Annotated in this window: 11 protein-coding genes; 10 read left to right on the top strand and 1 reads right to left on the bottom strand. The window is 58.9% G+C overall.

What is annotated here, in order from left to right; all coding sequences use genetic code 11:
- The first annotated feature begins 190 nt into the window (after nucleotides 1-190).
- The 4 genes from GGI60_RS22210 (at nucleotide 191) to GGI60_RS22195 (ending at nucleotide 7,430) form a co-directional block, all read left to right on the top strand.
- Nucleotides 191-2,803: an AAA family ATPase gene (locus GGI60_RS22210; RefSeq protein WP_183918601.1), complete on the top strand. Its 2,613-nt coding sequence runs from the start codon at nucleotides 191-193 to the stop codon at nucleotides 2,801-2,803.
- Nucleotides 2,804-3,261: 458 nt separating this feature from the next.
- On the top strand, nucleotides 3,262-4,791 hold the full coding sequence (locus tag GGI60_RS22205) for a zinc finger domain-containing protein (protein ID WP_183918600.1): 1,530 nt from the start codon (nucleotides 3,262-3,264) through the stop codon (nucleotides 4,789-4,791).
- Nucleotides 4,792-5,274: 483 nt separating this feature from the next.
- A complete protein-coding gene (locus tag GGI60_RS22200; protein ID WP_183918599.1) occupies nucleotides 5,275-6,669 on the top strand; it encodes a nucleotidyl transferase AbiEii/AbiGii toxin family protein in 1,395 nt (464 codons plus the stop codon).
- Nucleotides 6,666-7,430 carry a DUF3800 domain-containing protein gene (locus GGI60_RS22195; RefSeq protein WP_183918598.1) on the top strand — a complete coding sequence of 255 codons (765 nt, stop codon included), beginning with the start codon at nucleotides 6,666-6,668 and terminating at the stop codon, nucleotides 7,428-7,430. Before GGI60_RS22200 ends, GGI60_RS22195 begins: the two co-directional genes overlap by 4 nt.
- Before the next feature lie 842 nt (nucleotides 7,431-8,272).
- Here the strand turns inward: GGI60_RS22195 and GGI60_RS22190 are convergent.
- Complete coding sequence (locus GGI60_RS22190; RefSeq protein WP_183918597.1) at nucleotides 8,273-9,850, bottom strand: 4-hydroxyphenylacetate 3-hydroxylase N-terminal domain-containing protein; 1,578 nt, start codon at nucleotides 9,848-9,850, stop codon at nucleotides 8,273-8,275.
- Nucleotides 9,851-10,078: 228 nt separating this feature from the next.
- On the opposite strand from GGI60_RS22190, the gene GGI60_RS22185 reads away from it, so the two are divergent.
- The 6 genes from GGI60_RS22185 to GGI60_RS22160 all read left to right on the top strand — a co-directional run bounded on the left by GGI60_RS22185 (nucleotide 10,079) and on the right by GGI60_RS22160 (nucleotide 14,626).
- The gene (locus GGI60_RS22185; protein WP_183918596.1) at nucleotides 10,079-10,684 is read left to right on the top strand and encodes an FAD synthetase; all 606 of its coding nucleotides are present in this window, start codon (nucleotides 10,079-10,081) and stop codon (nucleotides 10,682-10,684) included.
- Nucleotides 10,671-11,195, top strand: a complete 525-nt coding sequence (locus GGI60_RS22180; protein WP_183918595.1) for a flavin reductase family protein — start codon at nucleotides 10,671-10,673, stop codon at nucleotides 11,193-11,195. Before GGI60_RS22185 ends, GGI60_RS22180 begins: the two co-directional genes overlap by 14 nt.
- A 36-nt stretch (nucleotides 11,196-11,231) precedes the next feature.
- Complete coding sequence (locus GGI60_RS22175; RefSeq protein WP_183918594.1) at nucleotides 11,232-12,101, top strand: dioxygenase; 870 nt, start codon at nucleotides 11,232-11,234, stop codon at nucleotides 12,099-12,101.
- 73 nt (nucleotides 12,102-12,174) lie between these two features.
- On the top strand, nucleotides 12,175-13,362 hold the full coding sequence (locus tag GGI60_RS22170) for a muconate/chloromuconate family cycloisomerase (RefSeq protein WP_183918593.1): 1,188 nt from the start codon (nucleotides 12,175-12,177) through the stop codon (nucleotides 13,360-13,362).
- Complete coding sequence (locus GGI60_RS22165) at nucleotides 13,359-13,760, top strand: hypothetical protein (protein ID WP_246720463.1); 402 nt, start codon at nucleotides 13,359-13,361, stop codon at nucleotides 13,758-13,760. Before GGI60_RS22170 ends, GGI60_RS22165 begins: the two co-directional genes overlap by 4 nt.
- Nucleotides 13,757-14,626, top strand: coding sequence for an alpha/beta fold hydrolase (locus GGI60_RS22160; RefSeq protein WP_183918592.1), 870 nt, complete (start codon nucleotides 13,757-13,759; stop codon nucleotides 14,624-14,626). The genes GGI60_RS22165 and GGI60_RS22160 overlap by 4 nt, the downstream gene beginning before the upstream one ends.
- The last annotated feature ends 6 nt before the right edge of the window (nucleotides 14,627-14,632 follow it).

The following is a 14,632-nucleotide window of genomic DNA, read 5'->3' as shown; positions in this document are numbered from 1 at the left end:
GCGGGGCACCGTTCGGGGTGTGTCCCGGAGTGAAACATGAAGGGGGAAAATCAACACACCGCCGGCGTCGGGCCTGCGTTTTGTTGATAACTACGAGTTCCGACACCCCATCGATTGCATGTTTCGTGCGCTAGTATAGGTTGCGGGCTGCTGCCATTGTCGCAAAACACCTCCAAGTAAAGCTTTGATCATGCACCAAGCTGGCCCGCCGAAAACTGTGCTTCAAACGATACTGGATTGGTCGCAAGGGCGTCCACTGTGGCAGCGAGATGCACTGCGGCGTATTGTAACGGGTGGTACACTTGATGCTGCGGCCATCAACGAAGTTTTGGACCTCTGTAAGAAAGAGCACGGCGCGCCCGATATCTCACTGACGGCCGCGGCGCTGGAAGCGGTACATTTGCCTGCGAACCCCGGTAACGGCGCGACCATCGCTTTGGTCTCCCTTGGCGATGTCGTCGGCGTGAACCAATTGGCTCCGAGGCAGACCCTTGCGTTCGAACAACAGGGCCTGACAGTTGTTTACGGACCCAACGGAGCCGGCAAATCGGGATATGGGCGAGTGTTGAAGCGCGCCTGCAGGGCACGCAAGGCCGGTGAAATCATGCCCGACGCATTTTCCTTAACGACCGGCGGCAAGGCCACGGCCAGTTTTACAATCTGGCAAGACGGCGTGCAGCAGCCTGTGCTGCCATGGGAGGACAACGCGAATCCTGATCCGGTGCTTTCTGCCGTCAGCGTGTTCGACCGCGAATGCGGCGCAGTCCACATCCAGGACAAGACAGAGGTTGCCTTCCGGCCGTTCGGGCTCGACATTCCCGACGACCTCGCGGCAGTCTGCACGCAAATCAAGGTGTTGCTGCAGGCCGAAGAGACCCAGTTCAAGGCGCTCCGCGATCCCGTGTTCGAGAAGCCTACTTGGCGGGCGACCACAGCGGTCGGGCGTATCATGTCCAATCTCAAGCACAATACGAAGCTGGAGCCGCTGGCGACCCTCGCAGTCATGACCGATGCCGAACGGGCACGGCTCCAGCAACTCACCGAAGACCTCGCCAAAAATCCGGTTGAGGCGGCCGCCGAGCAGCACCAGTTCGCCGATGGTATCGCGAGGATCCTGCGCTATCTCAAGAAGGTTGAGGAATACTATTCCGACGACGCTCTCAACACGCTGAAATCGCTTGCAGACGATGCCAGAACCAAACGGTTTGCCGCGACGATCGCCGCGGAAAACGCCTTCAAGGACGCCACCTTCCCCGGCGTCGGCGCGGAAGTATGGCGGGAGCTATGGGAGGCGGCGCGGCACTATTCGAAGCATGTTGAACGGCAGTTCCCGGCGGCGGAAGGTGAACACTGCGTATTGTGCCATCAGCCGCTCAGCGCCGAGGCCGGTGCGCGGCTGGGCGGCTTCGAGGGTTTCATCCGCGATGATACGGAAAAGCAGGCTGACGCGGCCGAGAAGGTCTACACGAATACGCTCAAAGAGTTCCGGATGCGTAAACCGGATATTCGGCTAGTCGCGGACATACGGAGGCGGATTGCCATCCAGCACGCTGATGTGGCCGCCGACGTGCTGCGCTTTATGGCCACCGCCGATCTGCGTAGACTACAGTGTCTGCGAGATATCGAGCACAGCGTTGTCATGACACTGTCGCCGATGTCGGTAATCCCGGAAACAGAGCTGCTGGCACTTGAAAGTGACACCCGTACCTATGCCGGCCAGTTGGAGGCGGCAGCCAATGTCGTAGGCCGCCAGATCCTGCAGGCCGAGCATGACGAGCTCGAAGACCGAGCTGCAGCTACGGCCCTTCACGAGGTCGCCACGAAAGAGGTCGAGCGGCTGGCAAAGCTCGAGCGTATTGCCAAGTGCCTGGGGCAGACCGCGACGACAACTATCACGAAACTTGGCAACGAACTTGCCGATGATATCATCACTCCCCGGATGCGTGATCGCTTCCAGAGAGAGATCATCAGGCTTGCGGCGGAAAAGGTGCGTGTTGAAGTGGTGCGTTCCGGCGGCCAGTACGGCTCGCCAAACTACCAAATCCGTCTGTTCGCAAATCCCAAGACCAAGGTGCATCTGGTGCTGAGCGAAGGCGAGCAAACCTGCGTAGCACTGGCGGCTTTCCTGACCGAGCTCGCGACAGCCACACACAAGTCCGCACTCATCTTCGACGACCCTGTGACATCGCTCGACCACCGCTGGCGCAAGAAGGTCGCGCAAAGGCTCGTGGAGGAGGCGAAGGAACGTCAAATCATTGTTTTCACCCACGACCTGGTGTTCGTGAACGACCTGAATGACAGCGCCCGCGGCCAAGGCATTCCCGCCAAGCTTGCAAACCTTTCACGCGGCCCGGAAGGTACCGGTATCGTGGGCGATGGATTGCCGTGGGATCATGCTGGCGTCAAGGCGCGCTTGGACCGGCTCGAGAAAGACCAACGGGCTGCCAAGACTCTTTATGATGCCAACGACGAGGACGGCTACCGCAGCTCCGCCGTCAGACTTTACGGTTTTCTGCGGGCCACGTGGGAGCGCGCGCTCGAGGAGATCGTTTTCGCGGGTGTGCTGATGCGGCACCGGGACTACATTGATACCAAGCATTTGAAGAAGGTCACCGCGCTCTTGGAGACGGATACGGAAGCGTTCCGAGCAGCGTTCAAGAAATGCAGCGACATCATCGAGGCGCATGATCCGTCGCGCGTTCGTAATGAGGAGCCACCGCCGCCATCGGAGATCTCGGACGATATTAAGGCCCTAAAGGACTGGGCAGACGCTCTTCGAATTCGGCAGAATGCAGTAGCATAGTCATTCTGAGGCCCTCAAAAGGTCGCCGACGGAATCCGTTTCCAGAACGTGATCCGAAATAGCTGCAGTTCAATGCCTATCTGCCGATCGCGGCTTACGACCCATATCGGCCATTCAGAAACAAGCTCGACAGTCCTGAAAGCAGCATTAGTGGCGTGCGCTCGCTTCGGTCATTGACGCTCTTCGATATTGCCTCAAGCTGGTGGTGTCGCTCAGGGTGTTCGGCGGAGCGCCGACACTCACTTGGCACGGATAGACTTGGAAAAGTCGCGGATTTGCATTTCTCCGGACGCGAGCCGGACTGCTGTTCAGTCGCCGCTCCTCTTGTAATCGCTGGCACTCCATATACAACGCTGCGGTTGAGCCGGTCCCTTGCGGGCGATTCCTAAGTGGTGCTGGCTTTGGTTCACTTTCGGGGAGGCACAGGTGGTCGTAGTTTGCCTTAGTGCGGTATTGCCATGAAAGCTGCGAAGCCCTTGAGTACGAAAGAGGCTGACGAGCTTAACGAGTTTCAAGCCGCGTCCCACGTGGGCTTGTCGCCCAAGCTGCTTCGCTGGTTCGTGAGCTATGCCCCCAAGCCAGATTCCGACCGCAAGCTCAAAGCCCGCAAGGCGGATGGGCGTCTCTACATTAGGCGGGCTGAGCTCGACGGCTTCAACGATTGGTTGAAGCTACCTTGGCCTTCGAAGGCCGGCGCGCGCCCGCCGGTGCCGGAGGGCATTAAGCAGGAGATCAGGGAAGAGGCTGGTGGGGTATGCGCGATATGCCACGTCAACGCGGACTCTTGCGAGGCCGCACATATCACTCCAGTTTCCAAGTCCAAGAATAACCACCCTGAGAACTTGATATGGCTTTGCGCCAATCACCACACGAAGTTCGACAAGAACAGCTACGGACCCAAGCCGGAGAGCGCCAAATTCGTTGGCGCCTTCAAGCAGGCGATGACATACTACCGCCGCGCGCTTTGGGAATTGCAAGCAGAGATAACGGGCAGCCTCTTCACCGTGCTCAAGGCGTGCGAAAGTCTGAATGCGCAACTGACGGCCGCTTCCACACCCGAAGAAGTGGCCGCTGTCGCGAAACTGGCAAAGGGCGCCCTGGGCCAAGTGTCGAAGATGGCGCCTACCTCCAAGGCGGACCCGGACTATGCGGCGTTCGAAGCGATGAAGCCGCAGTTCGTAGCGCTGGCAAAAAGTAAGACCACTGCCAAACATATTGGCACTACCCTGAACCTGGCAGTGGCGGTGAAGGCGGAATATGCCCGCCGAGCAGGCTACGTAAACTGCCCGCTGTGCAAGGGAAAAGGCCACTATAACCACGAGGACTGCCCGGCCTGCGGAGGCGAGGCGGAATTGACCGAGTCCGAGGCCCAAGCCGTTGACCTCGAGCGGTACGCGTCGGTCCCCTGCCCACTCTGCGACGGGAGCGGCACATTCGAGGGCGACCAATGCCCGGCCTGCAGTGGCGAGAGAATGATGGAGCGCCGCTACGCGGACCAGGTCGATGTGGGAGACTGGGCCGAAGTGGACTGCCCAGTTTGCGAAGGCACTGGCAACCTGCGCGGTGAGCCCTGCCACCCCTGCGCGGGCGAGGGTCAGGTGGAGCGACGACAGCGGGACCGGATCGACGTACGCGACTACGCGCTGGTCGACTGCCCGCTTTGCGAAGGCACGGGAACTTTCCGTGGCGAGGAATGTCCCGAGTGCCGAGGGGACCGGCAGATGGAGCGCCGGTTCACTGAACGGGTGGACGTAAGGGATTACCGACGAGTCGCATGTCCGATCTGTACCGGGTCTGGCGAATGGCACGACCGTCCTTGCCGGGCGTGCGGCGGTGAGGGTGAGCTAGACCAGGCCCAGGCCGATCAAGTAGATTCGCGCGACTACAAGATGGTCAAGTGCCCTATCTGCCGGGGCCACGAGCCCGAGTTCTGCAGGACGTGCGGAGGCGAAAGCGAAGTTCCCAGATTCGTAGCCGACGAACTCTAGTATCGGGCATCGAAACGCTTGCCTATGCACGGTATCGAGCCTGATGGCACCTGCGCCCTGAGACCGCGCGAGGTCAGCGCCTGAGCGTCGCTCACGGTCATTCTCGTCGGCATCACAGGAAATGACATTGCGCCGGCAGCCGACAGACCATGAGAAGGGCCAAGCCGAAAGAGAAATTTACTAGGTGTCCCTGACTATTTCGGTGGCCAGCGCCGCGCGGATAGCGAAATGTCTGACCCCTCTTAGTCAGCTAAAATGGCGTCAGTGGGCTTCCCACCCCGAGCTAGACATTCAGGACGCGTACGCCAAACGGGAGCTACGAGGAAATTTCGAAGGCCGTCTGAACGTCCGAAATGGGGGCGCGAAGCAGAACGATAGGCCGACCGCTTACGCAAAACAGGGTCAAGGACGCTCGATACTCTTTTGGTGGAAGTTGCGGTCTACTACTCGACAGGCGTATCTAAACATAAGTATGTTCGTCGAATGATCAGCCCGAACGAAATAAAGGCCAAGGCGATCGAGTTCGACATCCATCATCCAAATGTCGAACGCGATTACGTTTTTGGATGGCTGCTAAAATCAATTTACGAAAATGATTACCTGCGTGCCCGCCTGGTGTTCAAAGGCGGCAACTGCCTGCGCAAAGCATACTATCCCGATACCCGTTTCTCTACTGACTTGGACTTCTCCGTAGGTGACGCAGTAGATGCCGAGCTCACCGCCATTGAAATCAACAACGCTTGTCTCAGTGCACAGGCCGCATGCGGCGTGGAGTTTGTGGTTGATCGGAACACCTTTGAGCGCGGTCCGATGGTGGACAGCACGCGCCACTCTTACAAAGGACGGGTCTACTTCACTGACTTCTTTGGCGCTCAAGACGATCTGACCATTAGTGTTAAAGTCGATGTGACCGACTTCGATCGCCTTCATCTGCCTGCTACCAGCCGGAAGCTTATCCATCCATACTCTGACGCAGAAGCTTGTTCGGCCGACATTACCTGTATGGCACTGGAGGAGGTGATTGCCAGCAAACTAAAGTGCCTCATCCAACGCCGTCACTCCCACGACCTATTTGATCTGGTCTACTCGACATTCATCGACCGTTCTATCGATCTGGACCGCGGATTGGTCCTGCGTACGTTCCTGGACAAGACCATTTTCAGTGCCAGCCCAGCCGCGGCTAAAAGCATATTGCTTGGCATACCCATGACGTTCTTCGGCGGCGTTTGGGACAAGTACATAAAATGTCCGAAAGCGACGCGCTTCGATTTCAGCCACGCGACGGAAGGGTTCAAGGATGCCATCGAGCAGCTATTTGGTGGGATTGGTACCGGCGGGTGGGGAGAGCAGCTTTACTACGGTCCTGAACACCGCAACCTCATCATGGAGGCCGGCGCGACCAGGAAGCTTATGAAGATCCGCTACCATGGCGTCGAGCGGGTGATCGAGCCGTACTCTCTTTCCTACAAGAAGGCGCAAGGGAAGCCGGCGCGGGAATACTTCTATGCCTGGGACAGGACGCGCGGCCCCAGCATCAAGACTTTTGTGAACACTGATGTTGAAGCGCTGTCGGTTCTCGCCGAGACTTTCGAGCCCCAATTTGAAATTGAACTGTCAAAGGCCGGCGAGGAGGCGCGTAAAGCCTATTTTGGCAAGCCCTTCAGCGACGGCGCTCGCGGCGCCACAAGAACGACTACGAGATCGATTCCGAGGGTTGAGGCGCTGCGAGGCTGGAGCGGTTTTGAGCAAACCCACAAAGTCCAATGTCCTTACTGCCAGAAGGTATTCACGCGAAAGACCCAGTCTCTCACGCTAAATGAACACAAGTCGCCAGACGGCTATCGCTGCGGCGGTCGCATTGGATACCGCGTATTTTGAGCCAGGTACACAGAACCCCTGCCGGCATGCATGTCTTCGTGGATGAAAGCATCCATGATCGTGGACACTTCATCGTTGTGGCTGCGGTGTGTTCCGAAGGCGACGTTCAGGAACAAGTCGTTCAAAGCCTGTTGGCTTGCGGCTTCGATCCTTCTCGCGACGAGTTCAAAAGCAGCATGGCAATGCGTGACAACCCGGCAGCACAGGAATTGCGACAGCGCCTTCAACTCATCCTGCGTCACTGCAAGATCGCATTGGCCGTTTGCCCTATCGCGGAGCGAGCGATACTCGCGGCGCATCTCGCCACGCTCTTGTCCAGCGTCGACCTTCCCCAGGAAACTCACATCGCGGCAATCTATCTGGACGAAGGAATGAAGCGAACAAATGCTGAAATGCCTCCCGGTGCGGTTGTCACCTACGGTTGCGATTCAAGATTGGTCGCGGGTATCCAACTGGCAGATTGTGCCGCGCATCTGGTTGCGACGATGCTTCTTGACGAGCTGGGTGTCATCTCAAAGACCGTGCCGGCGAGCACCGTTTACGACGGACAGGAGGGCGAGATTGAACTGGCATGGACCCTTTGGGCGAGCATCCGTCACGCGCTCTCAGGTAGGACGCCTGTAGGTCAAGTCGATGAGTATGGATTGCCGGAACCGTTGATGAACCCGTTCGGCCTAGTAGTGTCTGACCGCTGCTCCGAGGACTTAAAGGCCGCAGTCGAAAGGCGACTTGGGACGGTGTGGATCGGTTGCATTCATTAGCGAATGTCACCGTGGATCAGATTGGTTTCGTGCGATCCACAATTGCCGCGCTTAGACAGTTAGGTAAGATCTGGCGGAGGCCGGAAACTGCCGATCGCGGCATTGTCGATCGCCAAGCCTCAGCAGGACGGGCAATCTGACTAGCCACGCCCGATTGCATCAAAGTTGAACGGCGACTTTCAGGATATCCACGGGACGGTCTGAATGTCTCGAAAGAGGGCGCAAAGCTGCCGCGCGCCTTAGGGCGGCGTCACTGCAAAACGTGAGGTCCGACAGCGGTAATAATTACCGCTCAACCTGCCGGTTGACTGATGCCCAAAGCCAGGGCACAAAGGTGGCATCCACGGTCGCTCGCGATGGGAAAACAGAGGGAATTCAAGGTCTTTCAACTAAGCCATTGAAATCATGTGAGAATCCAAGGTCCCCGGGCAGGTTATTTTGGACCTGTTTCCTCTGCGTAATGGCTGCTATTTCCCACCCAGAAAAAGGGACGTCTTTACAGTCACTTAGCGCAATTTCGCGTAAAAACCATGTGACCTCCTCCAGATTCCGAGGATGCTGGAGCTGTGTGTAGAAAGACGGCTGGGGACCCATTTGTCAGGGGCGAATTCTTCCGCTTTGAGCACAAGAGCTGTCGTCTGCAGCCCAGTCAGCGCTGGCTCGTTTCGACCTACGCTGTCATCTGCAACGAGGCAATGAACGTCTGAATTGGGCCCATACCAGCCCTAACAGCGGCATGTGTGGAAAACAGCACGGAGGCAAAGAAATGCCTCCAACCCTGATCTAAAGGGTTGGAGGCTTCTGGAGCTATGGTCAGGCGAAGCCGAACCACAGTGGAACCACTAAGCTGCTTGGACGGAACCTCGGCCGACGAGGCTGATGTCATCCGGGTTTATCAGATCAGAACCCGTCCATCCGGAGAGGTCGTACTCGCTCATGCAGGCCTTCACCAAGGACTGCATGGACGCGAGATCGCCGGTGACGGTCGCCGCTCCTAACGTCTCGATCCTAAGGTTTTCATAGTTGCCGGCGTAGTTGCGCTCGTAGAGCTCGTGGCGACCGCCGAACTCCGTGCCGATGGCATCCCATAGAAGCTTCAGGAGCTTGACCCGGTCCAGCGCGGCATAGCCGTTCGAGCCACGGACGAAGCGGTCGAGGTATGGACGAATAGCCTCACTCTCGAAATCCGCAGCACTAGACGGCAGATAGATCAGGCCGCTCGCGACGTGACGCTCGATCAACTCCTTGATGCGCGGATATGCCATCGGGGCCAGCACGCGATAGGCAAGACCGGCATTGAGGTTCGGCAGGTTGTAGCCTTCGGTTCCCTGCCACGGAACGGGCGACTTCACCATCGCATCACCCAGTGCATGAAATGTGTTGCGCCACGCGATGACCTCGCCGACGCCGGCCTGCACGCCGCGAAAATCCTTCGAACCCGTTGCTTCGACAGCCATAGAGAAGAGGCCTGCGATAAAGTCGAGCTTCACCGACAGACGCGTAAGGCCATGCAGCGTGAAGCGCGGGACGAAGCCCGATGCCGGGAAGAACTGGTTGATCTTGTCGACATCTCCATAGATGAAGATGTTCTCCCAGGGCACCAGGACCTTGTCGAAGACGAGGATGGAGTCGTTCTCGTCCAGACGGCTCGAAAGCGGGTAGTCAAACGGCGATCCGGTCGCGGCCGCGTTGAACTCGTATGACGAGCGGGCAATGAGCTTGATGCCTGGCGAGTCCATCGGCGCGGTAAAGATCAGCGCGAAGGACTTGTCCTTGATCGGGATGCCGTAGTGGGCGATGAAATTGTAGTGCGTGAGGGCCGAGCCGGTCGCGACAACCTTGGCTCCCGAAACGATGAGCCCCTTGTCCGTTTCCTTCTCCACATGCATGAAGACGTCGCGAACCTCCTCGATCGGGCGGTCACGGTCGATCGGCGGATTGACGATAGCGTGATTCCAGTAGTCGAGCCGTTCCTGCGTACGGGCGTACCAGGCACGCGCATTCTGGGCGTATTCGCCGTAGAAGTCGGAATTCGCACCCAGCGTTCCGAGGAACGAGGCCTTGTAGTCCGGGGACCGGCCCATCCAGCCGTAGGAGACCTTCTGCAGCTCGGCAATAGCGTCTCGTGACTTGATGAGGTCTTCGCTCGTTTTGGAGCCGAGAAAGAAGGGATGCGTCAACTTGCCCGACCCCGTGTCGGTCAGCACGCCGATTTCCTTCTTCTTTTCATGGAAGCGATCGTACCAGCGCGCCACCATGCGCGCGGAATTCCGAAATGCCGGATGCTCGGTGACGTTCTTGACGCGCTCACCATAGATGTAGATCTCGCGGCCGTCCTGAATGCTCTCCAGGAACTCCGAACCAGTGTAGGCGTCGGTCGAGTTTGCGTTCTCCTCGGACGCGATAGCCAGATTGTGCATGTCGTTCACTCCTCCATTTTGGCCGGGTGGGCTGCGTGCCGGTGCGGCGCTTTGATCCGAAAGGGCACTCCTTCCCTTTCCGAGGGAGAGAACTATGCGCTTAAAGGGAGCGATTGATAGGTATCATGCGATACCGCTTCAGGCATCGCAGAGCATGCCGTCCGGCGCTAGATTTACTCATCGATGGCGCTGGAGAAGGCGCCACGGCTGGGAACATGGGAGGAGACCATGGATCATCACCCCCGCATTCATGTGCAGATTCAAGATGAGGCAGAATTGACGCTTTGCGGATCGGCCCTGACGATCGGAGCCTTCGACGGGGTTCATGGCGGCCATCAGGCGTTGATCCGGTCGGCTGTGCTAAATGCGCAAAGTCTCGGCGTTCCCTCTGTCGTCTACACATTCGATCCGCCTCCCAAGGCTCTGCTGTGCGGTGCCCGCCCCCTCACTTCGATCGATGAGAAAATCGAGCGGATAAGCGCCCTCGGCCCCGATCACATCGTCGTCGCCCGTTTCGACGCGTCCTATCGGGCCCGCACAGCAAATGATTTCATTCGCGAAATCGGTCGGCTTTCGCCGCGGGTCATTTGGCTCGGCTCGGATTTCCGCTTCGGTTCCTGCAAGAAGGGAAACCCGGCATTGCTAGCCAGCCACTTCGATACTCGCATCCTTCCGGCCATATGCTGCGAGTCTGGCGAGGTTGTATCGAGCACTCGGATTCGAGCCCTTAGGGCCGCAGGACGCTTCCTCGAGGCGGACCGACTGGAAGGATGGTCGGAGCTTCCGCCGTTTCGAGTATCCAATGGCAATGGAGGGCACCATGCGACTGCTTGATCCCCGCACGTTTCGCGACGCCTGTGGTGTCTTCGCGAGCGGTGTGAACATCATCACGACCCACTGCGACGGCCACGATCACGGCATGACCGCGAACGCGTTCATGTCGATTTCTCTCGATCCGCCACTGATTGCCATTTCAGTTGCCGAGAAGGCGCGAATGCTGGAGAAGATCCAGAAATCGGGCCGCTTCGCCGTCAGCGTTCTTGCTTCCGGCATGGGCGCCGTGGCGTGGCATTTCGCAGGCAAGCCGAACGCTGACCTGCACGACCTGTTCGACACTCTCGATGGCCTTCCAGTGATCCGCGGCGCGATTGCCACGTTCTCGGCCATCGTCCACGACGAAATCCTCGCCGGCGATCACACGATTTTCGTCGGTCGGGTTCAGGCGCTCGCGAGAAGCGACGGCGATGAACCGCTGCTTTTCTTCAAAGGCAAATTCGGCGCCATGGAAAATACGCGAACTACTGCGGCTTGCCTGCTGCAGGTCGAGACCGAGCTTATGTGGTGAGATGAACCGCATACTTACACGTTTGAGGAGGAGAAAATGCGAAACGTAACCCAGCAAAACATCTCGGATGTCGTAATCGCCGCGCTGTCTTCGGATATCCCGGCCCGCAACCGTGAGATTCTTGAAAGCCTGATCCGCCACATCCACGCCTTCTGTATCGAGGCGAAGATCACCCACGCGGAGCTGATTGAAGCCTGTCAATTCCTCGTCCGTGCCGGACATATCTCTGATGACGCTCGCAACGAGTTCATTCTGCTTTCCGATATCCTGGGTGTCGAAGTTCTGGTCGACATGCTCGACCACGCCGTGACCGATGGTGAGAGCGAATCTACTGTCCTCGGGCCGTTCTATCGCGACAACCCGCCGGTTTTGCCGAAGGGCGCCTCGATTGTTCAGAAGAGCTTCGAAGGCTCTGAGACCGTACGTGTCCGCGGAACCGTCCGCGATACGGCCGGACGTCCCGTTGAGGGCGTGACGGTCGACGTTTGGGAGGACGCCCCGAACGGCCTCTATGAACAGCAGGATCCGAATCAGCCCGATTACAATCTTCGCGGCCGCTTCCTGACCGACGAAAAAGGCGAATACGAATTCGTCGGAATTCGGCCGGTTCCCTATCCGATCCCCTACGACGGCGCAGCCGGCGAACTGCTGAACTATATGGGCCACCACCCGTGGCGTCCTGGCCATATCCACTTCATGCTCAAGAAAGATGGCTATCAAGGCCTTGTGTCGCAGATCTATGACGCGGATACCGAGTATCTCGACAACGACGCCGTCTTCGCCGTTAAGGAAAGCCTCATTGGCAAGATGGGCACGGCCGGAGCTGGCGCGGATACGGATCTCGTCATGGAATTCGATTTCAAGCTCAAGCCGGCTACCGGCACCATGTCTGTCGCCGCCGAGTAATCACCGCAGCAGCATTCCAGCATCGATCCGCCGAGCGGCGTCTCTGCGGATCAGCTCGAAAGGCAATAGGAATATGCCCCCCGCCATCGCTGAACCATCCCCAACTCCTGACCAATCCGCGGCCGGTATGCGGGACATGCGGATTCGGTCCATCGTAGCGACCATCCTCGAGGCTCCCACCATTCGCCGGCACAAGCTTTCGAACACGGAGATCGCCCACCAGGGATTTGTTCTCGTGCGGGTTATGCTTGTGAACGGTGTCACGGGCATCGGCGAGGCCTCTACGCTCGGTGGGCCGCGTTGGGCCGAGGAGAGTGTGGAGTCAATACAGGCGGTCATCGAGAAATATCTCGCCCCCGCCCTCGCAGATCAGAATGCGATGATGTTCGAGGCCAATGCCGTGCGTATGTCAAAGGCGGCCACGCGCAATTTCGCTGCCAAGGCGGCGGTTGAGTCGGCACTTTTTGATGCCGTCGGCCGCACGCTCGACCTACCCGCCAGTGCGTTGCTCGGCGGGCAGGTCCGCGACAGAATCGGCGTGATCTGGGCGCTTGCCTCCGGCGATTCCGGACAGGAACTCGAGGAGGCACGCGAGAAGCTACGTCTGCGTCAGCACAAGGACTTCAAGATCAAACTCGGATTCAACACGCCGGATGCCGACGTCAGGCGCCTGCAACACTTGCGCGCCGGCCTGGGCGACGACGTGCGGCTTATCGTCGACGTCAATCAAGCGTGGACGGAAGCACTATGCCTCAGGCTCTTTCCCGCGCTCGAGGAACTCGGCGTGGCGCTGATCGAGCAACCGGTTCCGGCGTCCCAACGTGACGCCATGGCGCGTGTCGCGTCGCGGACCCGCATCCCGCTTCTCATCGACGAGGCGGCCTTCACCAACACGGAACTGGCGAGCGTCGCCTCGCAGGCCTGCGGAAGCGTTTATTCCCTCAAGCTGGTCAAAAGCGGCGGGCTCCTTGAGCTCAAGCGAGCGGCCGGCATCGCGCAGGCATTCGGCATCGAGCTTTACGGCGGATGCCTGCTGGAAAGCAGCATCGGCGCAGCAGCGCACATGGCCGTGTTTTCGACGCTCCCCAAGCTCGAATGGGGAAGCGAGCACTTCGGTCCCCGTATTCTCGTGGACGATCTGGTCGCGGCGCCGCTGGTCTTCGAGGAGTTCGAGATCCATGTGCCGACTGGTCCTGGCCTCGGCATGACCCTCGACGAAGACAAGGTGCGCTTCATGGCGCGCAAGGCAGGAAGCCAATGACACCGGAAATGCCTTACGCACTCCATCGGTTCAAACTCGAAGACATGGCGGGGAGGCTCAACGCCACCCCTCATCTCCTGCGCCTCGGGCGCCTGTTCAATGAGACCGTGCTGCTCGAAATAGACCGGGATGAATTCTACCTCACCTTCGAGAAGGGCCGCGTGGTTGAGATCAAGGAAGGTCCGAGCAAGAAACTGCCGTGGCGCTTCGCGCTCAGGGTCAAAGGTGAGGCGCTGGACAAATTCTGGCACCCGCTGCCAGAGCCTGGGTACCATGACATCTTCGGCCTCGTGAAATATGGGCACGGCCGCATCGACGGAGACATTCTGACTCTCGTGAAGAACCTGCGCTATTTCAAGGAATTCATGGCACTGGGTCGACGGGAGGAACGCCCATGACATCGTCGATCGAACCGATCACCGGCCGGTATGTCCGCCTGACCGTCGATGGCACACCATTGCGGGTTTACTTCGAGGAAGCCGGCCAGGGCCGCCCGGTTGTCTGCCTGCATACCGCCGGAGCCGATACCCGCCAATGGCGGTTCATTCTCAACGACGAGGCGTTCACCAGTTCGCACCGCTTCCTGGCATTCGACCTGCCCTGGCACGGCAAGTCCCTGCCGCCGGAAGGCTTCGAGACGGCGGAATACCTGCTGACCACCGGGACCTACATTGAAACAGTGCTCTCGTTTTGCAATGCGCTGGGGCTGGAGAAGCCACTCCTCGCGGGGTGCTCCATGGGAGGCCGGATCGCTCTGCAACTGGCGGCGCTGCATCCCGATCGCTTTGCCGGGTTCATCGCCATCGAGGCGTCCGATTTCCAGCCCGCTTGGTATGATATCGACTGGTTCCATCGTCCCGACGCCCACGGCGGAGAGATGGGCGCCGCCCTCGTGTCGGCCAATATTGCTCCCCAGGCGCCGTCTGTCGAACGCTGGAACACCCAGTGGATGTTCATGCAATCGGGGCCGGGTGTGTTCCGCGGCGATCTCAGTTTCTACACGAAGGATGACAGCCTCACCGGCAGGCTGGGAATGATCGACACGAGAAAAACGCCGGTGCATATCATGTGCGGAGAATACGACCTGACCTGCACACCCGAGGACGCCCGCCGTACGGCGGAAGCGATTGACGGCGCCACCCTTGCCATCATGAAGGATCTTGGACATTTTCCGATGAGCGAGAACCCTTCCGCCTTCCGACCCTGTTTTCAGGAGGCGCTGGAGCTTATGAGGCACTCCCAGGCGGAGCTGGCTCATGCCTGACGGACG

The organism is Rhizobium lentis (genome assembly GCF_014200175.1).
Classification (GTDB): Bacteria; Pseudomonadota; Alphaproteobacteria; order Rhizobiales; family Rhizobiaceae; genus Rhizobium; species Rhizobium mulingense.
This window is presented reverse-complemented; position numbering and strand designations above follow the sequence as displayed.

Bases quoted from the DNA above. Each gene is read 5' to 3' on its own strand.
- GGI60_RS22210 (WP_183918601.1), top strand. From the start codon at position 191: ATGCACCAAGCTGGCCCGCCGAAAACTGTGCTTCAAACGATACTGGAT.
- GGI60_RS22205 (WP_183918600.1), top strand. From the start codon at position 3,262: ATGAAAGCTGCGAAGCCCTTGAGTACGAAAGAGGCTGACGAGCTTAAC.
- GGI60_RS22200 (WP_183918599.1), top strand. From the start codon at position 5,275: ATGATCAGCCCGAACGAAATAAAGGCCAAGGCGATCGAGTTCGACATC.
- GGI60_RS22190 (WP_183918597.1), bottom strand. From the start codon at position 9,850: ATGCACAATCTGGCTATCGCGTCCGAGGAGAACGCAAACTCGACCGAC.
- GGI60_RS22185 (WP_183918596.1), top strand. From the start codon at position 10,079: ATGGATCATCACCCCCGCATTCATGTGCAGATTCAAGATGAGGCAGAA.
- GGI60_RS22180 (WP_183918595.1), top strand. From the start codon at position 10,671: ATGCGACTGCTTGATCCCCGCACGTTTCGCGACGCCTGTGGTGTCTTC.
- GGI60_RS22175 (WP_183918594.1), top strand. From the start codon at position 11,232: ATGCGAAACGTAACCCAGCAAAACATCTCGGATGTCGTAATCGCCGCG.
- GGI60_RS22170 (WP_183918593.1), top strand. From the start codon at position 12,175: ATGCCCCCCGCCATCGCTGAACCATCCCCAACTCCTGACCAATCCGCG.
- GGI60_RS22165 (WP_246720463.1), top strand. From the start codon at position 13,359: ATGACACCGGAAATGCCTTACGCACTCCATCGGTTCAAACTCGAAGAC.
- GGI60_RS22160 (WP_183918592.1), top strand. From the start codon at position 13,757: ATGACATCGTCGATCGAACCGATCACCGGCCGGTATGTCCGCCTGACC.